The organism is Pseudomonas umsongensis (genome assembly GCF_012647205.1).
In the GTDB taxonomy this organism is placed as follows: domain Bacteria; phylum Pseudomonadota; class Gammaproteobacteria; order Pseudomonadales; family Pseudomonadaceae; genus Aquipseudomonas; species Aquipseudomonas umsongensis.
The window spans coordinates 4,146,654-4,159,779 of record NZ_CP051487.1; the positions used below are offsets into that span (position 1 = coordinate 4,146,654).

At 61.1% G+C, this 13,126-nt stretch carries 16 protein-coding genes; 6 read left to right on the forward strand and 10 right to left on the reverse strand.

All coding sequences use genetic code 11. The features are described 5' to 3' along the window. Window positions 1–58: 58 nt before the first annotated feature. The 3 genes from catA to HGP31_RS18625 are packed head-to-tail and all read right to left on the reverse strand — an operon-like array spanning window position 59 to window position 2,489. Complete coding sequence (catA, locus tag HGP31_RS18615) at window positions 59–988, reverse strand: catechol 1,2-dioxygenase (protein WP_020800186.1); 930 nt, start codon at window positions 986–988, stop codon at window positions 59–61. A 54-nt stretch (window positions 989–1,042) separates the two neighbouring features. Next, window positions 1,043–1,333 carry a muconolactone Delta-isomerase gene (catC, locus tag HGP31_RS18620; protein WP_008029082.1) on the reverse strand — a complete coding sequence of 97 codons (291 nt, stop codon included), beginning with the start codon at window positions 1,331–1,333 and terminating at the stop codon, window positions 1,043–1,045. Window positions 1,334–1,343: 10 nt separating this feature from the next. Next, complete coding sequence (locus tag HGP31_RS18625; protein WP_162276366.1) at window positions 1,344–2,489, reverse strand: muconate cycloisomerase family protein; 1,146 nt, start codon at window positions 2,487–2,489, stop codon at window positions 1,344–1,346. Window positions 2,490–2,616: 127 nt separating this feature from the next. Between HGP31_RS18625 and HGP31_RS18630 the strand changes: the two genes are divergently transcribed. Next, window positions 2,617–3,513: a LysR family transcriptional regulator gene (locus tag HGP31_RS18630; RefSeq protein WP_033041574.1), complete on the forward strand. Its 897-nt coding sequence runs from the start codon at window positions 2,617–2,619 to the stop codon at window positions 3,511–3,513. A gap of 91 nt (window positions 3,514–3,604) precedes the next feature. On the opposite strand, the gene HGP31_RS18635 is transcribed toward HGP31_RS18630, so the two are convergent. Together HGP31_RS18635 and HGP31_RS18640 are read right to left on the reverse strand one after the other, a co-directional pair. Next, window positions 3,605–3,844 (reverse strand): DUF1652 domain-containing protein, encoded by a 240-nt coding sequence (locus HGP31_RS18635; protein WP_168758368.1) that lies wholly within the window; start codon window positions 3,842–3,844, stop codon window positions 3,605–3,607. A gap of 110 nt (window positions 3,845–3,954) precedes the next feature. Continuing rightward, window positions 3,955–4,854 carry a polysaccharide deacetylase family protein gene (locus tag HGP31_RS18640; RefSeq protein ID WP_168758369.1) on the reverse strand — a complete coding sequence of 300 codons (900 nt, stop codon included), beginning with the start codon at window positions 4,852–4,854 and terminating at the stop codon, window positions 3,955–3,957. A gap of 163 nt (window positions 4,855–5,017) precedes the next feature. Here HGP31_RS18640 and HGP31_RS18645 point away from each other — a divergent pair, with 163 nt between their 5' ends. Beyond that, window positions 5,018–5,701, forward strand: coding sequence for an SOS response-associated peptidase (locus tag HGP31_RS18645; protein WP_168758370.1), 684 nt, complete (start codon window positions 5,018–5,020; stop codon window positions 5,699–5,701). 180 nt (window positions 5,702–5,881) lie between these two features. Beyond that, window positions 5,882–6,151 (forward strand): hypothetical protein, encoded by a 270-nt coding sequence (locus HGP31_RS18650; RefSeq protein WP_033044701.1) that lies wholly within the window; start codon window positions 5,882–5,884, stop codon window positions 6,149–6,151. Between the two features lie 857 nt (window positions 6,152–7,008). Here the strand turns inward: HGP31_RS18650 and HGP31_RS18655 are convergent. The 3 genes from HGP31_RS18655 to HGP31_RS18665 all read right to left on the reverse strand — a co-directional run bounded on the left by HGP31_RS18655 (window position 7,009) and on the right by HGP31_RS18665 (window position 8,230). After that, a complete protein-coding gene (locus HGP31_RS18655; RefSeq protein ID WP_168758371.1) occupies window positions 7,009–7,152 on the reverse strand; it encodes a hypothetical protein in 144 nt (47 codons plus the stop codon). A 68-nt stretch (window positions 7,153–7,220) separates the two neighbouring features. Next, a complete protein-coding gene (locus HGP31_RS18660) occupies window positions 7,221–7,532 on the reverse strand; it encodes an AzlD domain-containing protein (RefSeq protein WP_010455066.1) in 312 nt (103 codons plus the stop codon). After that, complete coding sequence (locus tag HGP31_RS18665; RefSeq protein WP_020801067.1) at window positions 7,532–8,230, reverse strand: AzlC family ABC transporter permease; 699 nt, start codon at window positions 8,228–8,230, stop codon at window positions 7,532–7,534. Before HGP31_RS18665 ends, HGP31_RS18660 begins: the two co-directional genes overlap by 1 nt. A 407-nt stretch (window positions 8,231–8,637) precedes the next feature. On the opposite strand from HGP31_RS18665, the gene dapA reads away from it, so the two are divergent. The 3 genes from dapA (at window position 8,638) to HGP31_RS18680 (ending at window position 10,893) form a co-directional block, all read left to right on the forward strand. Beyond that, window positions 8,638–9,513 carry a 4-hydroxy-tetrahydrodipicolinate synthase gene (gene dapA, locus HGP31_RS18670; protein ID WP_168758372.1) on the forward strand — a complete coding sequence of 292 codons (876 nt, stop codon included), beginning with the start codon at window positions 8,638–8,640 and terminating at the stop codon, window positions 9,511–9,513. 63 nt (window positions 9,514–9,576) lie between these two features. Beyond that, on the forward strand, window positions 9,577–9,951 hold the full coding sequence (locus HGP31_RS18675; protein ID WP_168758373.1) for a DUF2784 domain-containing protein: 375 nt from the start codon (window positions 9,577–9,579) through the stop codon (window positions 9,949–9,951). Between the two features lie 24 nt (window positions 9,952–9,975). After that, window positions 9,976–10,893: a LysR family transcriptional regulator gene (locus HGP31_RS18680; protein WP_168758374.1), complete on the forward strand. Its 918-nt coding sequence runs from the start codon at window positions 9,976–9,978 to the stop codon at window positions 10,891–10,893. A 3-nt stretch (window positions 10,894–10,896) separates the two neighbouring features. On the opposite strand, the gene HGP31_RS18685 is transcribed toward HGP31_RS18680, so the two are convergent. After that, window positions 10,897–12,450 (reverse strand): sensor domain-containing diguanylate cyclase, encoded by a 1,554-nt coding sequence (locus tag HGP31_RS18685; protein ID WP_168758375.1) that lies wholly within the window; start codon window positions 12,448–12,450, stop codon window positions 10,897–10,899. A gap of 49 nt (window positions 12,451–12,499) precedes the next feature. After that, window positions 12,500–13,027 carry a DUF3087 domain-containing protein gene (locus tag HGP31_RS18690; RefSeq protein ID WP_020801062.1) on the reverse strand — a complete coding sequence of 176 codons (528 nt, stop codon included), beginning with the start codon at window positions 13,025–13,027 and terminating at the stop codon, window positions 12,500–12,502. Window positions 13,028–13,126: the final 99 nt, after the last annotated feature.

The window sequence follows — 13,126 nt, forward strand, 5'->3', positions numbered from 1 at the left end:
CAGCGTCATCGTTAGCGACCATCGCGAGCAAGCTCGCTCCTACAGTGAATCAGGACAATCAGTCCTCCAGTGCACGAACCCGCTCGTGGCGCTGCTGCTCTTCGGGCTGTGCCGACGACTGCAGGGTGAAATCGAATTCGATTTCGGCAAAGCGACCGCTGACACCGTACTGCGCTGCACGCGCCTGGTCATCGCTGAAGGTGATCTTGGCGATCAGCTCGTCACGGGTGGCGTAGGCGAAATCGTCGTGCAGGTATTTTTCGCCGTCCAGGTTGATCTGGGTGGTCAGGTGACGATGGTCCGGTGCGGAGATGAAGAAGTGCACGTGCGCCGGACGCTGGCCGTGACGACCCAGTTGATCGAGCAGTTGCTGGGTCGGACCGTCCGGTGGGCAGCCGTAGCCCGACGGCACGATGCTGCGGAAACGGTAGCGGCCTTCGGCGTCAGTGACGATGCGGCGACGCAGGTTGAATTCCGACTGTGAAGCATCGAAGTACGAGTAGGTGCCGCCAGTGTTGGCGTGCCACACATCAACAATGGCGCCAGCCAGGGGTTCGCCAGCGGTGTTGAACACCCGGCCTTGCATGAACAGGGTCACACCCGGATCGACGCCGTCATCCAGACGCGCTTCGCCTTGCGAAAGCGGTGCACCGGCGACGTACAGCGGGCCTTCGATGGTGCGTGGCGTGCCACCGGATTTACCGGCCTGCTCGTCTTCGGCGTCCATCAGCAGGTCGAGGTAGTGCTCCAGGCCCAGGCCAGCCACCACCAGTCCGGCTTCCTGGCGCGCGCCCAGCACGTTGAGGTAGTTGACCGCTTTCCAGAACTCTTCCGGGGTCACGGCGAGGTCTTCGATGATGTTCACCGAATCGCGCAGGATGCGGTAGATCAGGGCTTTGGTCCGTGGATCGCCGGCATCGTTGTGCAGGCCGCTGGCCTCTTCGAGAAATTTCTGGACTTCGGCAGTGTGGGAAATCTTGACGTTCATTTTACAGGTTCCTCATCTTGTAATTATTGGCATGGCGAGCTGAACGGGCTAGGTTCAGCGGTCATCCTCGCGAATTGACGAAGGATGCCGGCACATCGCGGTGACTTCGATCGCCATGTACGGATACAGCGGCAGTTGCATGAGCAAATCGTGCAGTTCCTGGACGCTGTCGACATCGAACACGCTGTAGTTGGCGTAAAGCCCGGCGATGCGCCACAGGTGACGCCACTTGCCTTGGTCCTGCAGGCGCTGGGCCAGGGCTTTTTCGTCGGCCTTGAGCTGCGCGGCGCGTTCGGGGTTCATGTCGACCGGCAAATTCACGGTCATCTTTACGTGGAACAGCATAATGCTCTCCTCAGGCTTGATGAATGGTGGATGTCTTGTCGCGGCGGAAAAACGCCAGGCGTTCTTCGTCCAGGTTCAGGCCCAGACCCGGGGTCTTGGGCACATGCAGCTCGAAATCGCGATAAACCAGCGGTTCGCTGAGAATGTCTTCGGTCAGCAGCAGCGGGCCGAACAGCTCGGTGTCCCACGCCAGTTTGTTCAGGGTGACAAAGGCTTGGGCCGAAGCCATGGTGCCAATTCCGCCTTCGAGCATGGTGCCGCCGTACAGGGCGATACCGGCCGCTTCGGCAATGGACGCGGTGCGCAGCACGGCGCGCGGGCCACCATTCTTGGCGATCTTCAGGGCAAACACCGAGGCTGCGCCTTCGCGGGCCAGGTTGAACGCGTCTTCCACGCACTCGATGGACTCGTCGGCCATGATTGGCGCCGGGCTCATGGCATTCAGGCGGGTCATGCCAGCGCGGTTGTTGCGCGAAATCGGCTGTTCGATCAGGTCGATGCCATTGGTGCCGAGGATGCGGCAGGCACGCAACGCGACGGCTTCGTCCCACGCCTGATTGACGTCGACCCGCACGCTGGCGCGATCGCCGAGGGCTTTCTTGATCGCAATCACGTGGGCCAGGTCGCGATTGACCTCGCCAGCACCGATTTTCAGCTTGAAGATGCGGTGGCGGCGCAGGTCGAGCATTTTTTCCGCTTCGGCGATGTCCTTTTCGGTGTCGCCGCTGGCCAGGGTCCAGGCCACGGGCAGCGAGTCACGCACGCGGCCGCCCAGCAACTCGCTGACCGGCAGGCCAAGGCGCTTGCCCTGGGCGTCGAGCAGTGCGGTTTCGATACCGGACTTGGCGAAGGTATTGCCACGGATACTGCGCTCCAGGCGCAACATCGCGGCATTGACATTGCCGCTGTCCTGGCCGATCAACAGCGGGGCGAAATGCTTGTCGATGTTGGTCTTGATGCTGTCAGGGCTTTCGTTGCCATAGGCCAGGCCACCGATGGTGGTAGCTTCGCCGATGCCTTCGATGCCATCGGCGCAGCGCACGCGAATGACCACCAGGGTCTGGTTCTGCATGGTGTGCATCGCCAGCTTGTGCGGGCGGATGGTCGGCAGATCGACGATGATCGTCTCGATCGATTCAATGGCTGTAGCAAGCATTTCGATACCCGTCAGGTTCTTGAAGTTCTGGAGCTGATTCTCATACGGCTTTTTCCGGGCGGCCAATATAGAATTGGTCTGGCTTGATACCCTGAAGGTATACAAGCGCTCGACATCCGGAGGCTCCATGGAACTGCGTCACCTGCGTTACTTTCAGGTGTTGGCTCAAACCCTTAATTTCACCCGCGCCGCCGAACGCCTGCACATCGCCCAGCCGCCCTTGAGCCGGCAGATCCAGCAGTTGGAAGATGAACTGGGGGTGATGCTGCTCGAGCGTGGCCGACCGTTGAAGCTGACCGACGCCGGGCGTTTTTTCCATGAGCATTCCACCGCCCTCCTCGACCAGTTGCACAAGGTCTGCGACAACACCCGACGCATCGGCCTGGGGGAAAAGACCTGGCTGGGCATCGGCTTTGCGCCTTCGACGCTGTACGGCGTGCTGCCGGAACTGATTCGCCGCTTGCGCAGCGGCGAACCGCTGGAACTGGAACTCGGGCTGTCGGAGATGACCACACTGCAGCAGGTACAGGCGCTCAAGGCCGGGCGCATCGACGTCGGCTTCGGCCGCATCCGCATCGACGACCCGGCCATCGTCCAGACCGTGCTCACCGAAGACCGACTGGTGGCCGCCCTGCCCGCCGGTCACCCGCTGCTGGCCGGGCCCGTCAGCCTGCGCGACCTGGCCAAAGAGCCGTTCGTGCTGTACCCCGGCAACCCCCGCCCCAGCTATGCCGACCACGTGATCGCGCTGTTCGAATCCTATGGGGTGAGCATCCATATTGCGCAATGGACCAACGAGCTGCAGACGGCGATCGGGTTGGTGGGTGCCGGGATAGGGATCACGCTGGTGCCGGCCTCGGTGCAATTGCTGCACCGCGACGACATCGGTTTCACCCCGCTGCTGGAAGACAACGCCACCTCACCGATCATTCTCAGTCGGCGGGTGGGCGACGTTTCACCGGGGTTGAACCATTGCTTGCGGATGATCGACGAGTTGCTGCCACAAACAATCACGCCCCTGTAGGAGCTGCCGCAGGCTGCGATCTTTTGACTTTTTCAAGAGCAAGATCAAAAGATCGCAGCCTGCGGCAGCTCCTACAGAGGCTCGGGAGTATTCAGCCAGCGAATGCCCGGCGCCCGGCTTCCATCTCGGTGCGCAATTCACCGATGAAGTCAGAGATGGTACGCACGCTGGTCAACTGCTCGGTCGATACACCGGCGATCAGCAGCTTGACTTCCCCGCTGGCGGGATCAAAAACCTTGATGCGCAGCAGCCCGCCGCTCTCCGTGCACTCGCAGGCCAGGGGCTCGAAACCGGACTCTACAATGTTGCAAAGGACTGAAATGGGTATCACGGCCGATGCCTCCGTGGCAGTTGAACGGGACGGACCCAATGAGGATAGATGCAATTTGCCGATTCCGCGCCAGTCGATACTGTTAGCTGCCCCGCATTTTCGGCCTTTGCTCAATGGCTATTGTCTTTCCAGATCCAGTTCCAGATCCCCGGCAACTGCGCCGGCTGTGAACTGTCGCGCAACGTACGCGCCATGGCGGCCCGTTGCAGCGCGGCGGTATCGTCATAAAACGCTATTGGGGCAGTCCTGACCCCCGTCGCCCGGGCACTGTCGAGAAGGATCTGCAGGTATTCACGGGTATGCCGCGCGGTGTAGCGATTGAGGTCGTGGAACGTCACCACCACCGGAATCACCCCGTCTACCACCGGCAGCTCGCCCCGGGCAATGCGCTCGCGAACCTCGGACATCGAACGCAGCATATGCGCGCGGCGCCGGGGGCTGGCGTTGAAGCCCCAGATCTTGCCGTCATTGGCGCTCAGGTCGGTCAGCAGCACATGCAGGCCATGCTGCTGGTAAGCGGCGAAGGTGCGTTTGTCGTAGCTCCAGAATGGCGGGCGCAGCAGGGTCGGCGGCGCACCGGTGATCGCGGCGATGTCGGCGCACCCATCTGTGAGCGCCTGCTCCAGCTCTTGGGCGTTGAGCGAGCGATGATTGGTGTGCGAGGGCGTGGCCGTGTGGAAGGCCAGGACGTGCCCGGCATCGCGCTCGCGGTGCATGACCGCCCGCCCGATGTCACTGGCGCCAGCCCGCGAGGCACGGGTCTGCACGAAAAACACCGCCTTGATGCCGGGTTGCACAGGATTGATCGCCAGGCTGTCGAGCACGGTCTCGGTCGGGTTCCAGAAACTCGAGGCGCTGGGGCCATCGTCGAAGGTCAGCAAAAAGCGGATCGGTGGTTGCGTGCGCAACGCCTGTTCGGTTTGCGGCGTCATTTCAATGGGTGCGGCGATACAGCCCAGCAGACTGGCTGCCATGGCGAGCACCGATAGAACCTTGATCAACTGTTTCATGTTTTGCCTTGAGCCAGACCCCACGACGGTGGGACGAGGTTGGATAAGGTACACAGTGTTTGGTTCCGCCGCTCCCCACACCTCTGTAGGAGCGAGCAGGGGTTGGGTCAACGCAAAGGATTTAGACATCTATGCTGAACACACCAGCCGGAGGGTTTTATCAATGTGCGGACGCTTGTCGCAATACCGGGGCATTCACGATTTCGTGGCGGTGCTGAGCATTCCCGACGCCTTGATCAACCACGTTGGCGATCAACCACTGGCTCGCTACAACGCTGCGCCCACCACCCAGCTGGCGCTGTTGCATCTGGAGAACGATGGCTTGCATGCCGATTCGCAGCGCTGGGGCTGGCGGCCGCACTGGGCGAAGGATCGTGCGGCGCCGATCAATGCGCGCGTCGAGAAAGTCGCCCACGGCCCGTTCTTTCGAGCCATCTGGCCCCATCGCGCTATCTGCCCGGTCGACAACTGGTTCGAATGGGTCGATGCCGGGGACGGCACGCGGCAACCCTGGCTGATTCGCCGACGTGACCAAGGGCCGGTCTTCTGTGCGGCAATCGGGCAGTTTCCGCAGGGTGGTGCAGCCCCCAGGGATGACGACGGCTTTGTCATCATCACGGCCGATAGCGCCGGCGGCATGCTGGACGTTCATGATCGCCGTCCGGTGGTGTTCAGCCCGGAGCTGGCCCGCGAATGGCTGGACCCGGCGACGCCCAGGGAGCGGGCCGAACAGATGGTGCTGCTACAGGGGGAAGGCAGTGATGCTTTTGAGTGGTACCGGGTCGATAAGGCTGTGGGCAACGTCAGGAATCAGGGGGCCGGGTTGATTGACGAATTGAAGGTATGAACACCCCTAAAACATGGCACTTTGATGCTCCTCACCGCTTGTCAGACAACGTCAGGGGCTTACATACATTTGCCAGAGCTGCGGCTAGGATTCGCGCCGTATTTCCAGTGGTATACCAAGTTGACCAAAGAGTCAGCAACAAAGGAAATTCCTTACATCAAGCCCTTGCAGAGAACTCAATTGCGCGACGATTTCACCAATAATCAAGTCGCGAGTCTGGCGTGCATTTATCTAACAAAGACAGAGCACTACCAACTCGACCATTTCATCGGGCAGTACATTCAGACCCGTAGCCTGCTTTCAATTCCCAATATCAAGCAAGTCCTGGGTTCAATCCTCGAACGCTATCCGGGTAAATCCCCGGTCATGGTCAACGAGTTGAATGCGTGGATCGACAGGAAGCTGGGTTATCGGGCCACTCATCCCGACTTTTCGCAGTTGCTGGAATAAGCTCGAAGCCCCCGCTCGATGCGTAATGCTGTTCACTTAGACATGGGGTTGAATAGGGATTGGGGGGGGGCATATCCATTGCTGCGGTAACGGCCTCCTATGGTTTCGCCCTTACGGCGACTCCCTTTTTCAGACGCCAAAAAGGAAGCAAAAGGCTTTGCCCCACCACTCGGTGCCTCGCTTAGGCTCGGCATGCCCTCTCTCCGGCATTGCTCCGTGGGTCGCCGCGATGGGCCGTCCCTGGCCCAGCGCGGCTAAACCGGCGTCCTGCCGGTTTACCCACTGCGCAATGCCTGCGTTCGGCCATCGTGGTTAACGGGGCATCCAGATCAAAATCAAAAGCGAGGCGGCCTTAAAGCCGACCTGACTTTTACGGGTGTAACTGACTCCCTGTGGGAGCGAGCCTGCTCGCGATGAACGTCCAGACAACGCGATCATCCAGACAGGGCGCGTCATCGTTGACGACCATCGCGAGCAGGCTCGCTCCCACAGGGGAATGCGGACAGACCTGCAATCAGGTCGGCTGTCAGGCCGCCTCGCTTTGCTTTTGCTCTGCTTTGGCTTTTGATTTTCTTGCCCCATCGAGAGGCCGAGTGGAGGTTCTGCGCAGTGGGTAAACCGGCATGGATGCCGGTTTAGCCGCGCTGGGCCATGAATGGCCCAGCGCGGCGACCCACGGAGCAGGACCGGAGCGAGGGTATGCCGAGCATTAGCGAGGCACCGAACGCCAGGGGCAAGAGCCCTTGGTTACTTAGGGCCGGGCGGCGTTCCGTTCTTCCAAGTGACTCGCTGTAAGAGCGAAACCCTAAGTGGCCGTTACCGCAGCAACGGATATACACCCAATCCAAATATGTCACTCAGAACTTGCGGTCAGGCTCCGACAACTCTCTGCTGTCGTCATGCTTCCACGTCTGCTCTGAATGTTTTTGCTCTTCGATTTCATCTTCCGTCGGCTCATCCATGTCGTCTTCGGGATCCGGTTTTTTTTGCTCTATTGCCATGGTTTCACCTCTCTTCCTGAAGGGATCGGTCATCAACTCTAAGCGTAGAACAATTTCCCCTGCCCGGCTCACAGCCACCAACGCAGCAAAAAGAAAAAGCCCATGCTCAACAGCATGCTGAGCAAGGTGTTGCGGGTGTACAGCACCAGGCCGACGGCCACCAGCGAACTGATCAGGTAGGGATTGTCCCATTGCAGGTTCAGTTGCTTGTCCGGCATGAACACGATCGGCCCGCAGATCGCCGTCAACATGCCGGGCACGGCGAACCCCAGGAACTGCCGGGCATTGCTGCTCAAGCGCAGCGGCAGGCGCGGCTCCAGGAACACATAGCGGTTGAGAAACACCAGGACGCCCATGCCGATAATCACTGCCCAAACCATCATGTGCGCGCTCCCTGGAATTTGTTGCAGATAAAACCCGCGGTCATGCCGGCAAGTCCCGACAGCACCAGGGCCGAGCCCCATTGCCAATAGCTGAACAGCACCGAGCAGAACAGCGAGACCGCGACACAGACCACCGTCGGGACGTTGCGCACCACCGGGGTGATCAGGGCGATGAAGGTGGCAGCGATGGAAAAGTCCAGACCCAGGTGTTCCAGGCCGGGGATGCTGCTGCCTAGCACGATGCCTGCCAGGGTGAAGAGGTTCCAGGCCACGTAGAACGTCAAGCCGACACCCAAAGCGTACCAGCGATCGAACTGCTGTTTGTCGTGCTGGCTGGTCAGGGCGAACAGCTCATCGGTGAGCAAAAAGCCCAGCCCCGCTCGCCAGCGACCCGGCAATGGCGAGATCACCGAACGCATGCTCATCCCGTAGAGCAGATGCTGAGAGGTCAGCAACAAGGTGGTCAGCAAGATCGAAAAGATCCCGGCCCCGCCCTTGAGCATACCAATGGCCACCAACTGCGCGGCGCCGGCGAACACGATGCTCGACAAGCCTTGGCCTTGCAGCGGTGTGAGGTTGGCTTCGATGGCCATGGAGCCGGCCAGCAGGCCCCAAGGGGCTGTCGCCAGGGATAACGGCATGATCGCCACGGCGCCACGCAAGAATGCGCTGCGCGGCAAATGTGAGTTGGACATAACGCTCTGCAACCAGGGAAAGACCTGAGACTGTGCCAGCAGTCACGGCCGATGGCTTGAACAATCTTGCGCACTTGGGCCAATCACAGGCTGGCGCGGCATTTTCCCGATGTTGGTGATTGACAAACAGCGCGCCGGCTTTTAAAACTGGGCGCCTAATTCAGGGTGTAAGCAAAAATGTCCGCAACCTTCAATCTCGACACTTCCGTTGTTGGCTTGACAGCCAAGGCGCTAGTTCGCGTTGCGCGCACCCTCAAATCGAAGAAACAGTCGCTCATGTGACCGGGGCGCGCTGTCCCGTCAGATGAGCTGACAGGACATTGAGCGCGACGGACCACCCTCCCCTTGCTTACTTCCTACTACGCTTCTGACGGTGACGAAATCGGTCGACCATCAGGAGAAAGTGCATGTCATCGTTTCAAGGTATCTGGGTTCCCCTCGTCACACCGTTCCACAATGGCGCCATCGATTTCGTCGGATTGCGCCGGCTGGTCAGCCATCTGCTCGAAGAAGGTGTCGACGGCCTGATCGTCTGTGGCACCACAGGCGAACCGGCGGCCATGGGCAAGCACGAGCAGCTGGCGGTGCTCGATGCGGTGCTGGAACAGGTGCCGGCCCGGCAGGTCGTCATGGGTCTGGCCGGCAACAACCTGATCGAGCTGCTGCACTTTCAGGAGGAAATTCTCAAGCGCCCGCTGGCCGGCCTGCTGGTGCCGCCGCCCTATTACATCCGGCCCTCCCAGGCGGGGCTCGAAGCGTTTTTCCAGACGGTCGCCGACGCTTCCAGCGTGCCGTTGATCCTGTACGACATCCCCTACCGCACCGGCGTAGCCTTCGACCAGTCGACCTTGCTGAACATCGTCGCCCATGAGCGCATCGTCGCGATCAAGGACTGCGGCGGCAACCTGGGCAACACCCTGGCCTTGCTGGCCAGCGGTAAGGTCGATGTGCTGTGCGGTGAAGACAACCAGATCTTCAATGCCCTGTGCCTGGGTGCCAAAGGTGCGATTGCCGCGTCGGCCCATGTCCATCCGCACCTTTTCGTGGCGTTGTATCGACAGATTCGCGACAACCAGCTGGCGGCCGGTCGGGCAACATTCTTCCAGCTTCTGCCACTGATCCAGAGCCTGTTCATCGAGCCCAACCCGGCGCCGGTGAAAACCGCGCTGGCGCTGCAAGGCTTGATCACTGATGAGCTGCGTGCACCGATGCAACGCAGCAGCGATGCCATGGTCAGTCGTTTGAAGGAGGTGCTCGGCGTGCTGGGCAGCGACAATCGATAGAGTGCCAGGCGCCCGCGCGAGTACGATGGAGCGATTCGACTGACGCGCCAGGGGGGGGGCGACATGCTCTACCGAATCGCTGCCGATGGGCTGATGCTGTTTCACCTGGCATTCATTGTGTTCGTGGTGTTCGGCGGGCTGCTGGTTCTCAAATGGCAGCACCTGATCCTGTGGCACCTGCCCGCCGCAGTCTGGGGCGTGGCAGTGGAGGTGTTCCACTTGCCTTGCCCACTGACGCACTGGGAAAACCTGATGCGCCAGGCAGCCGGACAAGGTGGTTACGGCGGTGGTTTCATCGAACATTACGTGTGGCCGATCATTTACCCGGCGGGGCTGACACCGGCCATCCAGCTGGGATTGGGCAGCCTGGTACTGGTGCTGAACGCTGCGGTCTATCTTCGATTGATCTGGCTCAGGAAACGGCGGCGGCAATTGTAACCGTCACACACGAGGGTTCGGCCCATGCTGTCGACTGAAGACCTGGCGCTGCTGCAAGCGATTCGCGAGACCGGCAGCCTGTCGCGGGCCGCGGCCTATCTCGGCAAGGCGCCTTCTACGGTGTCCTATGCCGCGCGGCAACTGGAAGAACGCTTCGATGCCCTGCTGTTCGATCGCCGGCGCTACCGCCTGCAACTCACCCCGGCTGGAGAATTGCTGGTCAACGAAGCGGCGCGACTGATGCAGGACGTCTCGCGCCTGACCCAACGGGTGCAGCAAGTGGCCAATGGTTGGGAAAGTCGTTTGTGGATCGTCACCGATGAACTGCTGGAATTCGAAACCCTGCTCCCGGTGATCCACGAGTTCGATGCGCTGGGCTCTGGCGTACCGCTGCGCATCACCCAGGAAGTGCTGCGGGGTGTCTGGGAGGCCCTGCGTGAAGGCCGCGCGGACCTGGTCATCGGCGCCACCAACGAGCCACCGGCCATCGCGTCATTGCGCTGGATGCAACTGGGGGAAATGCAGTGGGTGTTCGCCGTCTCGCCCAAGCACCCGTTGGCCAAGGCCCGCGAACCGATCACCCGCGCCATGGTGGCGCAGCACCGGGCGATTGTCGTGGCGGATTCGTCCCGGGCCAGCGAAGGCAGTACCTACGGGGTCTCCGGTGGCCAATCGGTGCTGGCGGTGCCGACCATGCGCGCGAAAATCCTCGCCCAATGCGACGGCCTCGGCGTGGGCTGGCTGCCCAGGCATCGCGTCACCTCGTTACTGGACAATGGCTCGCTGGTGGAAAAACAGATGGCCGATCCCCGCGAGCCGAACATTCTGTATGCCGGCTGGCGCGGCGATCACGACGGGCGGGCGTTGGGCTGGTGGCTGGAAAAGCTCAAGCAACCGCACCTTTGCACCCGGCTGGTACAAGGCAGCGACCGGTTTGCCTGAGCCTCAGTTGGCAATCACGCTCATGTTGCGCCCGCTGGCCTTGGCCACGTACAGCGCCTTGTCGGCCGCCCCGATCAACTCACTGGTCTGGGCCTCGGATGCCGGATCATAACCACAGACACCCACGCTGACCGTCACCTTGCCATCAGGGCTTTCACTGTGCGGCAAGCCGGCGGACTGGACCGCGTGGCGGATTTTTTCCGCCAGCAAAAATGCTCCGACGTAGTCAGTTCCCGGAAGCACCACGGCAAACTCCTCACCACCAAAGCGCGCAGCCAGATCGCCGGGGCGCCTGATGTGCTCGGTAATCAGCACAGCGATCTTGCGCAGGCACTCATCACCGGCCAGATGGCCGTAGCGATCGTTAAATGGCTTGAAGTGATCGACATCGATCATCAACAGGGCCAACCCCGTCATGTTGTGCCGGGCGCGGCCCATTTCCGCCTGGATGAACAGATCGAACTGGCGCCGGTTGGCCAGGCCCGTGAGCGCGTCTTCCAGCGCCAGCAACTCAAGGTTGCGATTGAGTTCGAGCAGCCGTTCCTGAGTGCCGAGCAACTCGCCCTGGATGCGGTCCTGCTTCTTCATCAACTTGATCAGGCGATAGCCGAGCCCTCCCAGCACCCCGAGCAACAGCGCAACGATGCCCGCACTGAGCAAGGACTGCTGGCGCCAGCTCGCCAGTACTTCGTCCTTGTTGAGCGCGGCAAAGACGATCAGCGGATAACCCTCGACCCGGCGATAGCCCACCACCCGCTCCACGCCATCCAGGATGGACCGGACGGTAGCCGTCCCCGAGCTGCCCTGTGGCAGCAGCCGGGTGAACAATGGGCTTTTGGCCAGGCTGGTGCCGATGTCCGCCTCGTGAAACGGCCGGCGCACGATAATGCTGGCATCGTCGGCGATCAGGTTGATCACACCGTTGCGGCCCATATCGATGCCATCGTAAAGCTGCAGGAAATGGCTGAGGTAGAGGGTGGCCAGCGCCACGCCCGCGAAACGGCCATCCGGGTGATTGATCCGGCGCGACACCGTCATGATCCATTCGCCGCTGGAGCGGCTCCTGATCGAAGGGCCGATGTGCGGTCCGCGGTCAGGATGATCGCGGTGATAGATGAAGTACTCGCGGTCGGAATTGTTGGCAACCCCCACCTCGGCACCGTTGGAGTTGGCGATCCATTTGCCGGTTTCGTCATAGACGAACAGCCCATGCACCTGGCTCAACTCACGGCGCTGGGCGCCGAGCAAGCGTTGCAGGCGATCGAGCCGACCCGCGTCGATGCCGTCGTTTTCCAGGCGATCGACCAGGGTGAACAGCAGCGTGTCGGCTTGCTTGATCGCCGCCTGGGCCTGCGAGGCCAGGGTCTGCGCAAGGTTGGACATCGCCACTTCCTTGTCATGCAGATGGTACTGGCGCGAGCTCCAGGATTCCCAAATCACGATCACCGCCATCGACAGGCAGACGGCAATCAAAAGGGTGACGGCAGAGCGAGTCTTGAGCCGGGGGACACCCTGCCGGTTTTGTTCCACAGGATCGTGAATGGACGGCTGCCCCATGACGTTCGCTCCTTGAATCGAATGAAAAGGCCCTTGCTGCTCCATGGGCCTATCGCGGTGTACGCTTTAGCGCGTCAAGCCAGGCCGGGTCCAGGCGCGTCTGCCGGATATCGATGCCCAGCGCTTGCATCCGCGCCTGATGTTGCTCCATTTCCCGGTGTAGTTGCGCATCATCGCTGGAGTTACCGTCCAGTTGGTGCATCTGGCTCAATCCCAGGTGATAGAAGCGCAACAGCTTCATGGCGTCCGGATCCCCCGCTTCCACGGCCGCCTTGAGGTGGTGCATAACGTTGGTGATGCTCATCAGGCTGCGCTTGAGTTGCCAGCTGTAGACCGCCGGCGCCATCCATTGCTGGTGCCAGAACAGCTTGCGCATCAACGCGGCCATGACCAATACCGCGGCAAACACTCCGCCGATATTGAAGCGTAGATTGTCCCCTCCCGGCTCGCCGAACAACGTCACCGCCGCGGTGGACAGGGCCATCGCCAGCGCGAGAAAGATCAGCGCGATCATCAGCGTGCTGCGCCGCGTCCGTTGCCGATAGTCGTCGGCGTTCATCGGCTGGATTTCGAACATGACGTCGGGATTCCTTGGCTTCAATGGCAAAAAAAGGGTCGCAGGGCAAAAAGACCGCGGGCCATTATCGCCTCTGCGACGGATTTAGCTATGCTGGGG

Excerpts from the sequence above, each read along its gene's own strand:
- HGP31_RS18655 (WP_168758371.1), bottom strand. The coding sequence starts at position 7,152 with ATGGCAATAGAGCAAAAAAAACCGGATCCCGAAGACGACATGGATGAG.
- HGP31_RS18680 (WP_168758374.1), top strand. The coding sequence starts at position 9,976 with ATGCTGTCGACTGAAGACCTGGCGCTGCTGCAAGCGATTCGCGAGACC.
- HGP31_RS18690 (WP_020801062.1), bottom strand. The coding sequence starts at position 13,027 with ATGTTCGAAATCCAGCCGATGAACGCCGACGACTATCGGCAACGGACG.
- catC (WP_008029082.1), bottom strand. The coding sequence starts at position 1,333 with ATGCTGTTCCACGTAAAGATGACCGTGAATTTGCCGGTCGACATGAAC.
- HGP31_RS18665 (WP_020801067.1), bottom strand. The coding sequence starts at position 8,230 with ATGTCCAACTCACATTTGCCGCGCAGCGCATTCTTGCGTGGCGCCGTG.
- HGP31_RS18675 (WP_168758373.1), top strand. The coding sequence starts at position 9,577 with ATGCTCTACCGAATCGCTGCCGATGGGCTGATGCTGTTTCACCTGGCA.
- HGP31_RS18640 (WP_168758369.1), bottom strand. The coding sequence starts at position 4,854 with ATGAAACAGTTGATCAAGGTTCTATCGGTGCTCGCCATGGCAGCCAGT.
- HGP31_RS18630 (WP_033041574.1), top strand. The coding sequence starts at position 2,617 with ATGGAACTGCGTCACCTGCGTTACTTTCAGGTGTTGGCTCAAACCCTT.
- HGP31_RS18645 (WP_168758370.1), top strand. The coding sequence starts at position 5,018 with ATGTGCGGACGCTTGTCGCAATACCGGGGCATTCACGATTTCGTGGCG.
- dapA (WP_168758372.1), top strand. The coding sequence starts at position 8,638 with ATGTCATCGTTTCAAGGTATCTGGGTTCCCCTCGTCACACCGTTCCAC.
- HGP31_RS18625 (WP_162276366.1), bottom strand. The coding sequence starts at position 2,489 with ATGCTTGCTACAGCCATTGAATCGATCGAGACGATCATCGTCGATCTG.
- HGP31_RS18685 (WP_168758375.1), bottom strand. The coding sequence starts at position 12,450 with ATGGGGCAGCCGTCCATTCACGATCCTGTGGAACAAAACCGGCAGGGT.
- catA (WP_020800186.1), bottom strand. The coding sequence starts at position 988 with ATGAACGTCAAGATTTCCCACACTGCCGAAGTCCAGAAATTTCTCGAA.
- HGP31_RS18660 (WP_010455066.1), bottom strand. The coding sequence starts at position 7,532 with ATGGTTTGGGCAGTGATTATCGGCATGGGCGTCCTGGTGTTTCTCAAC.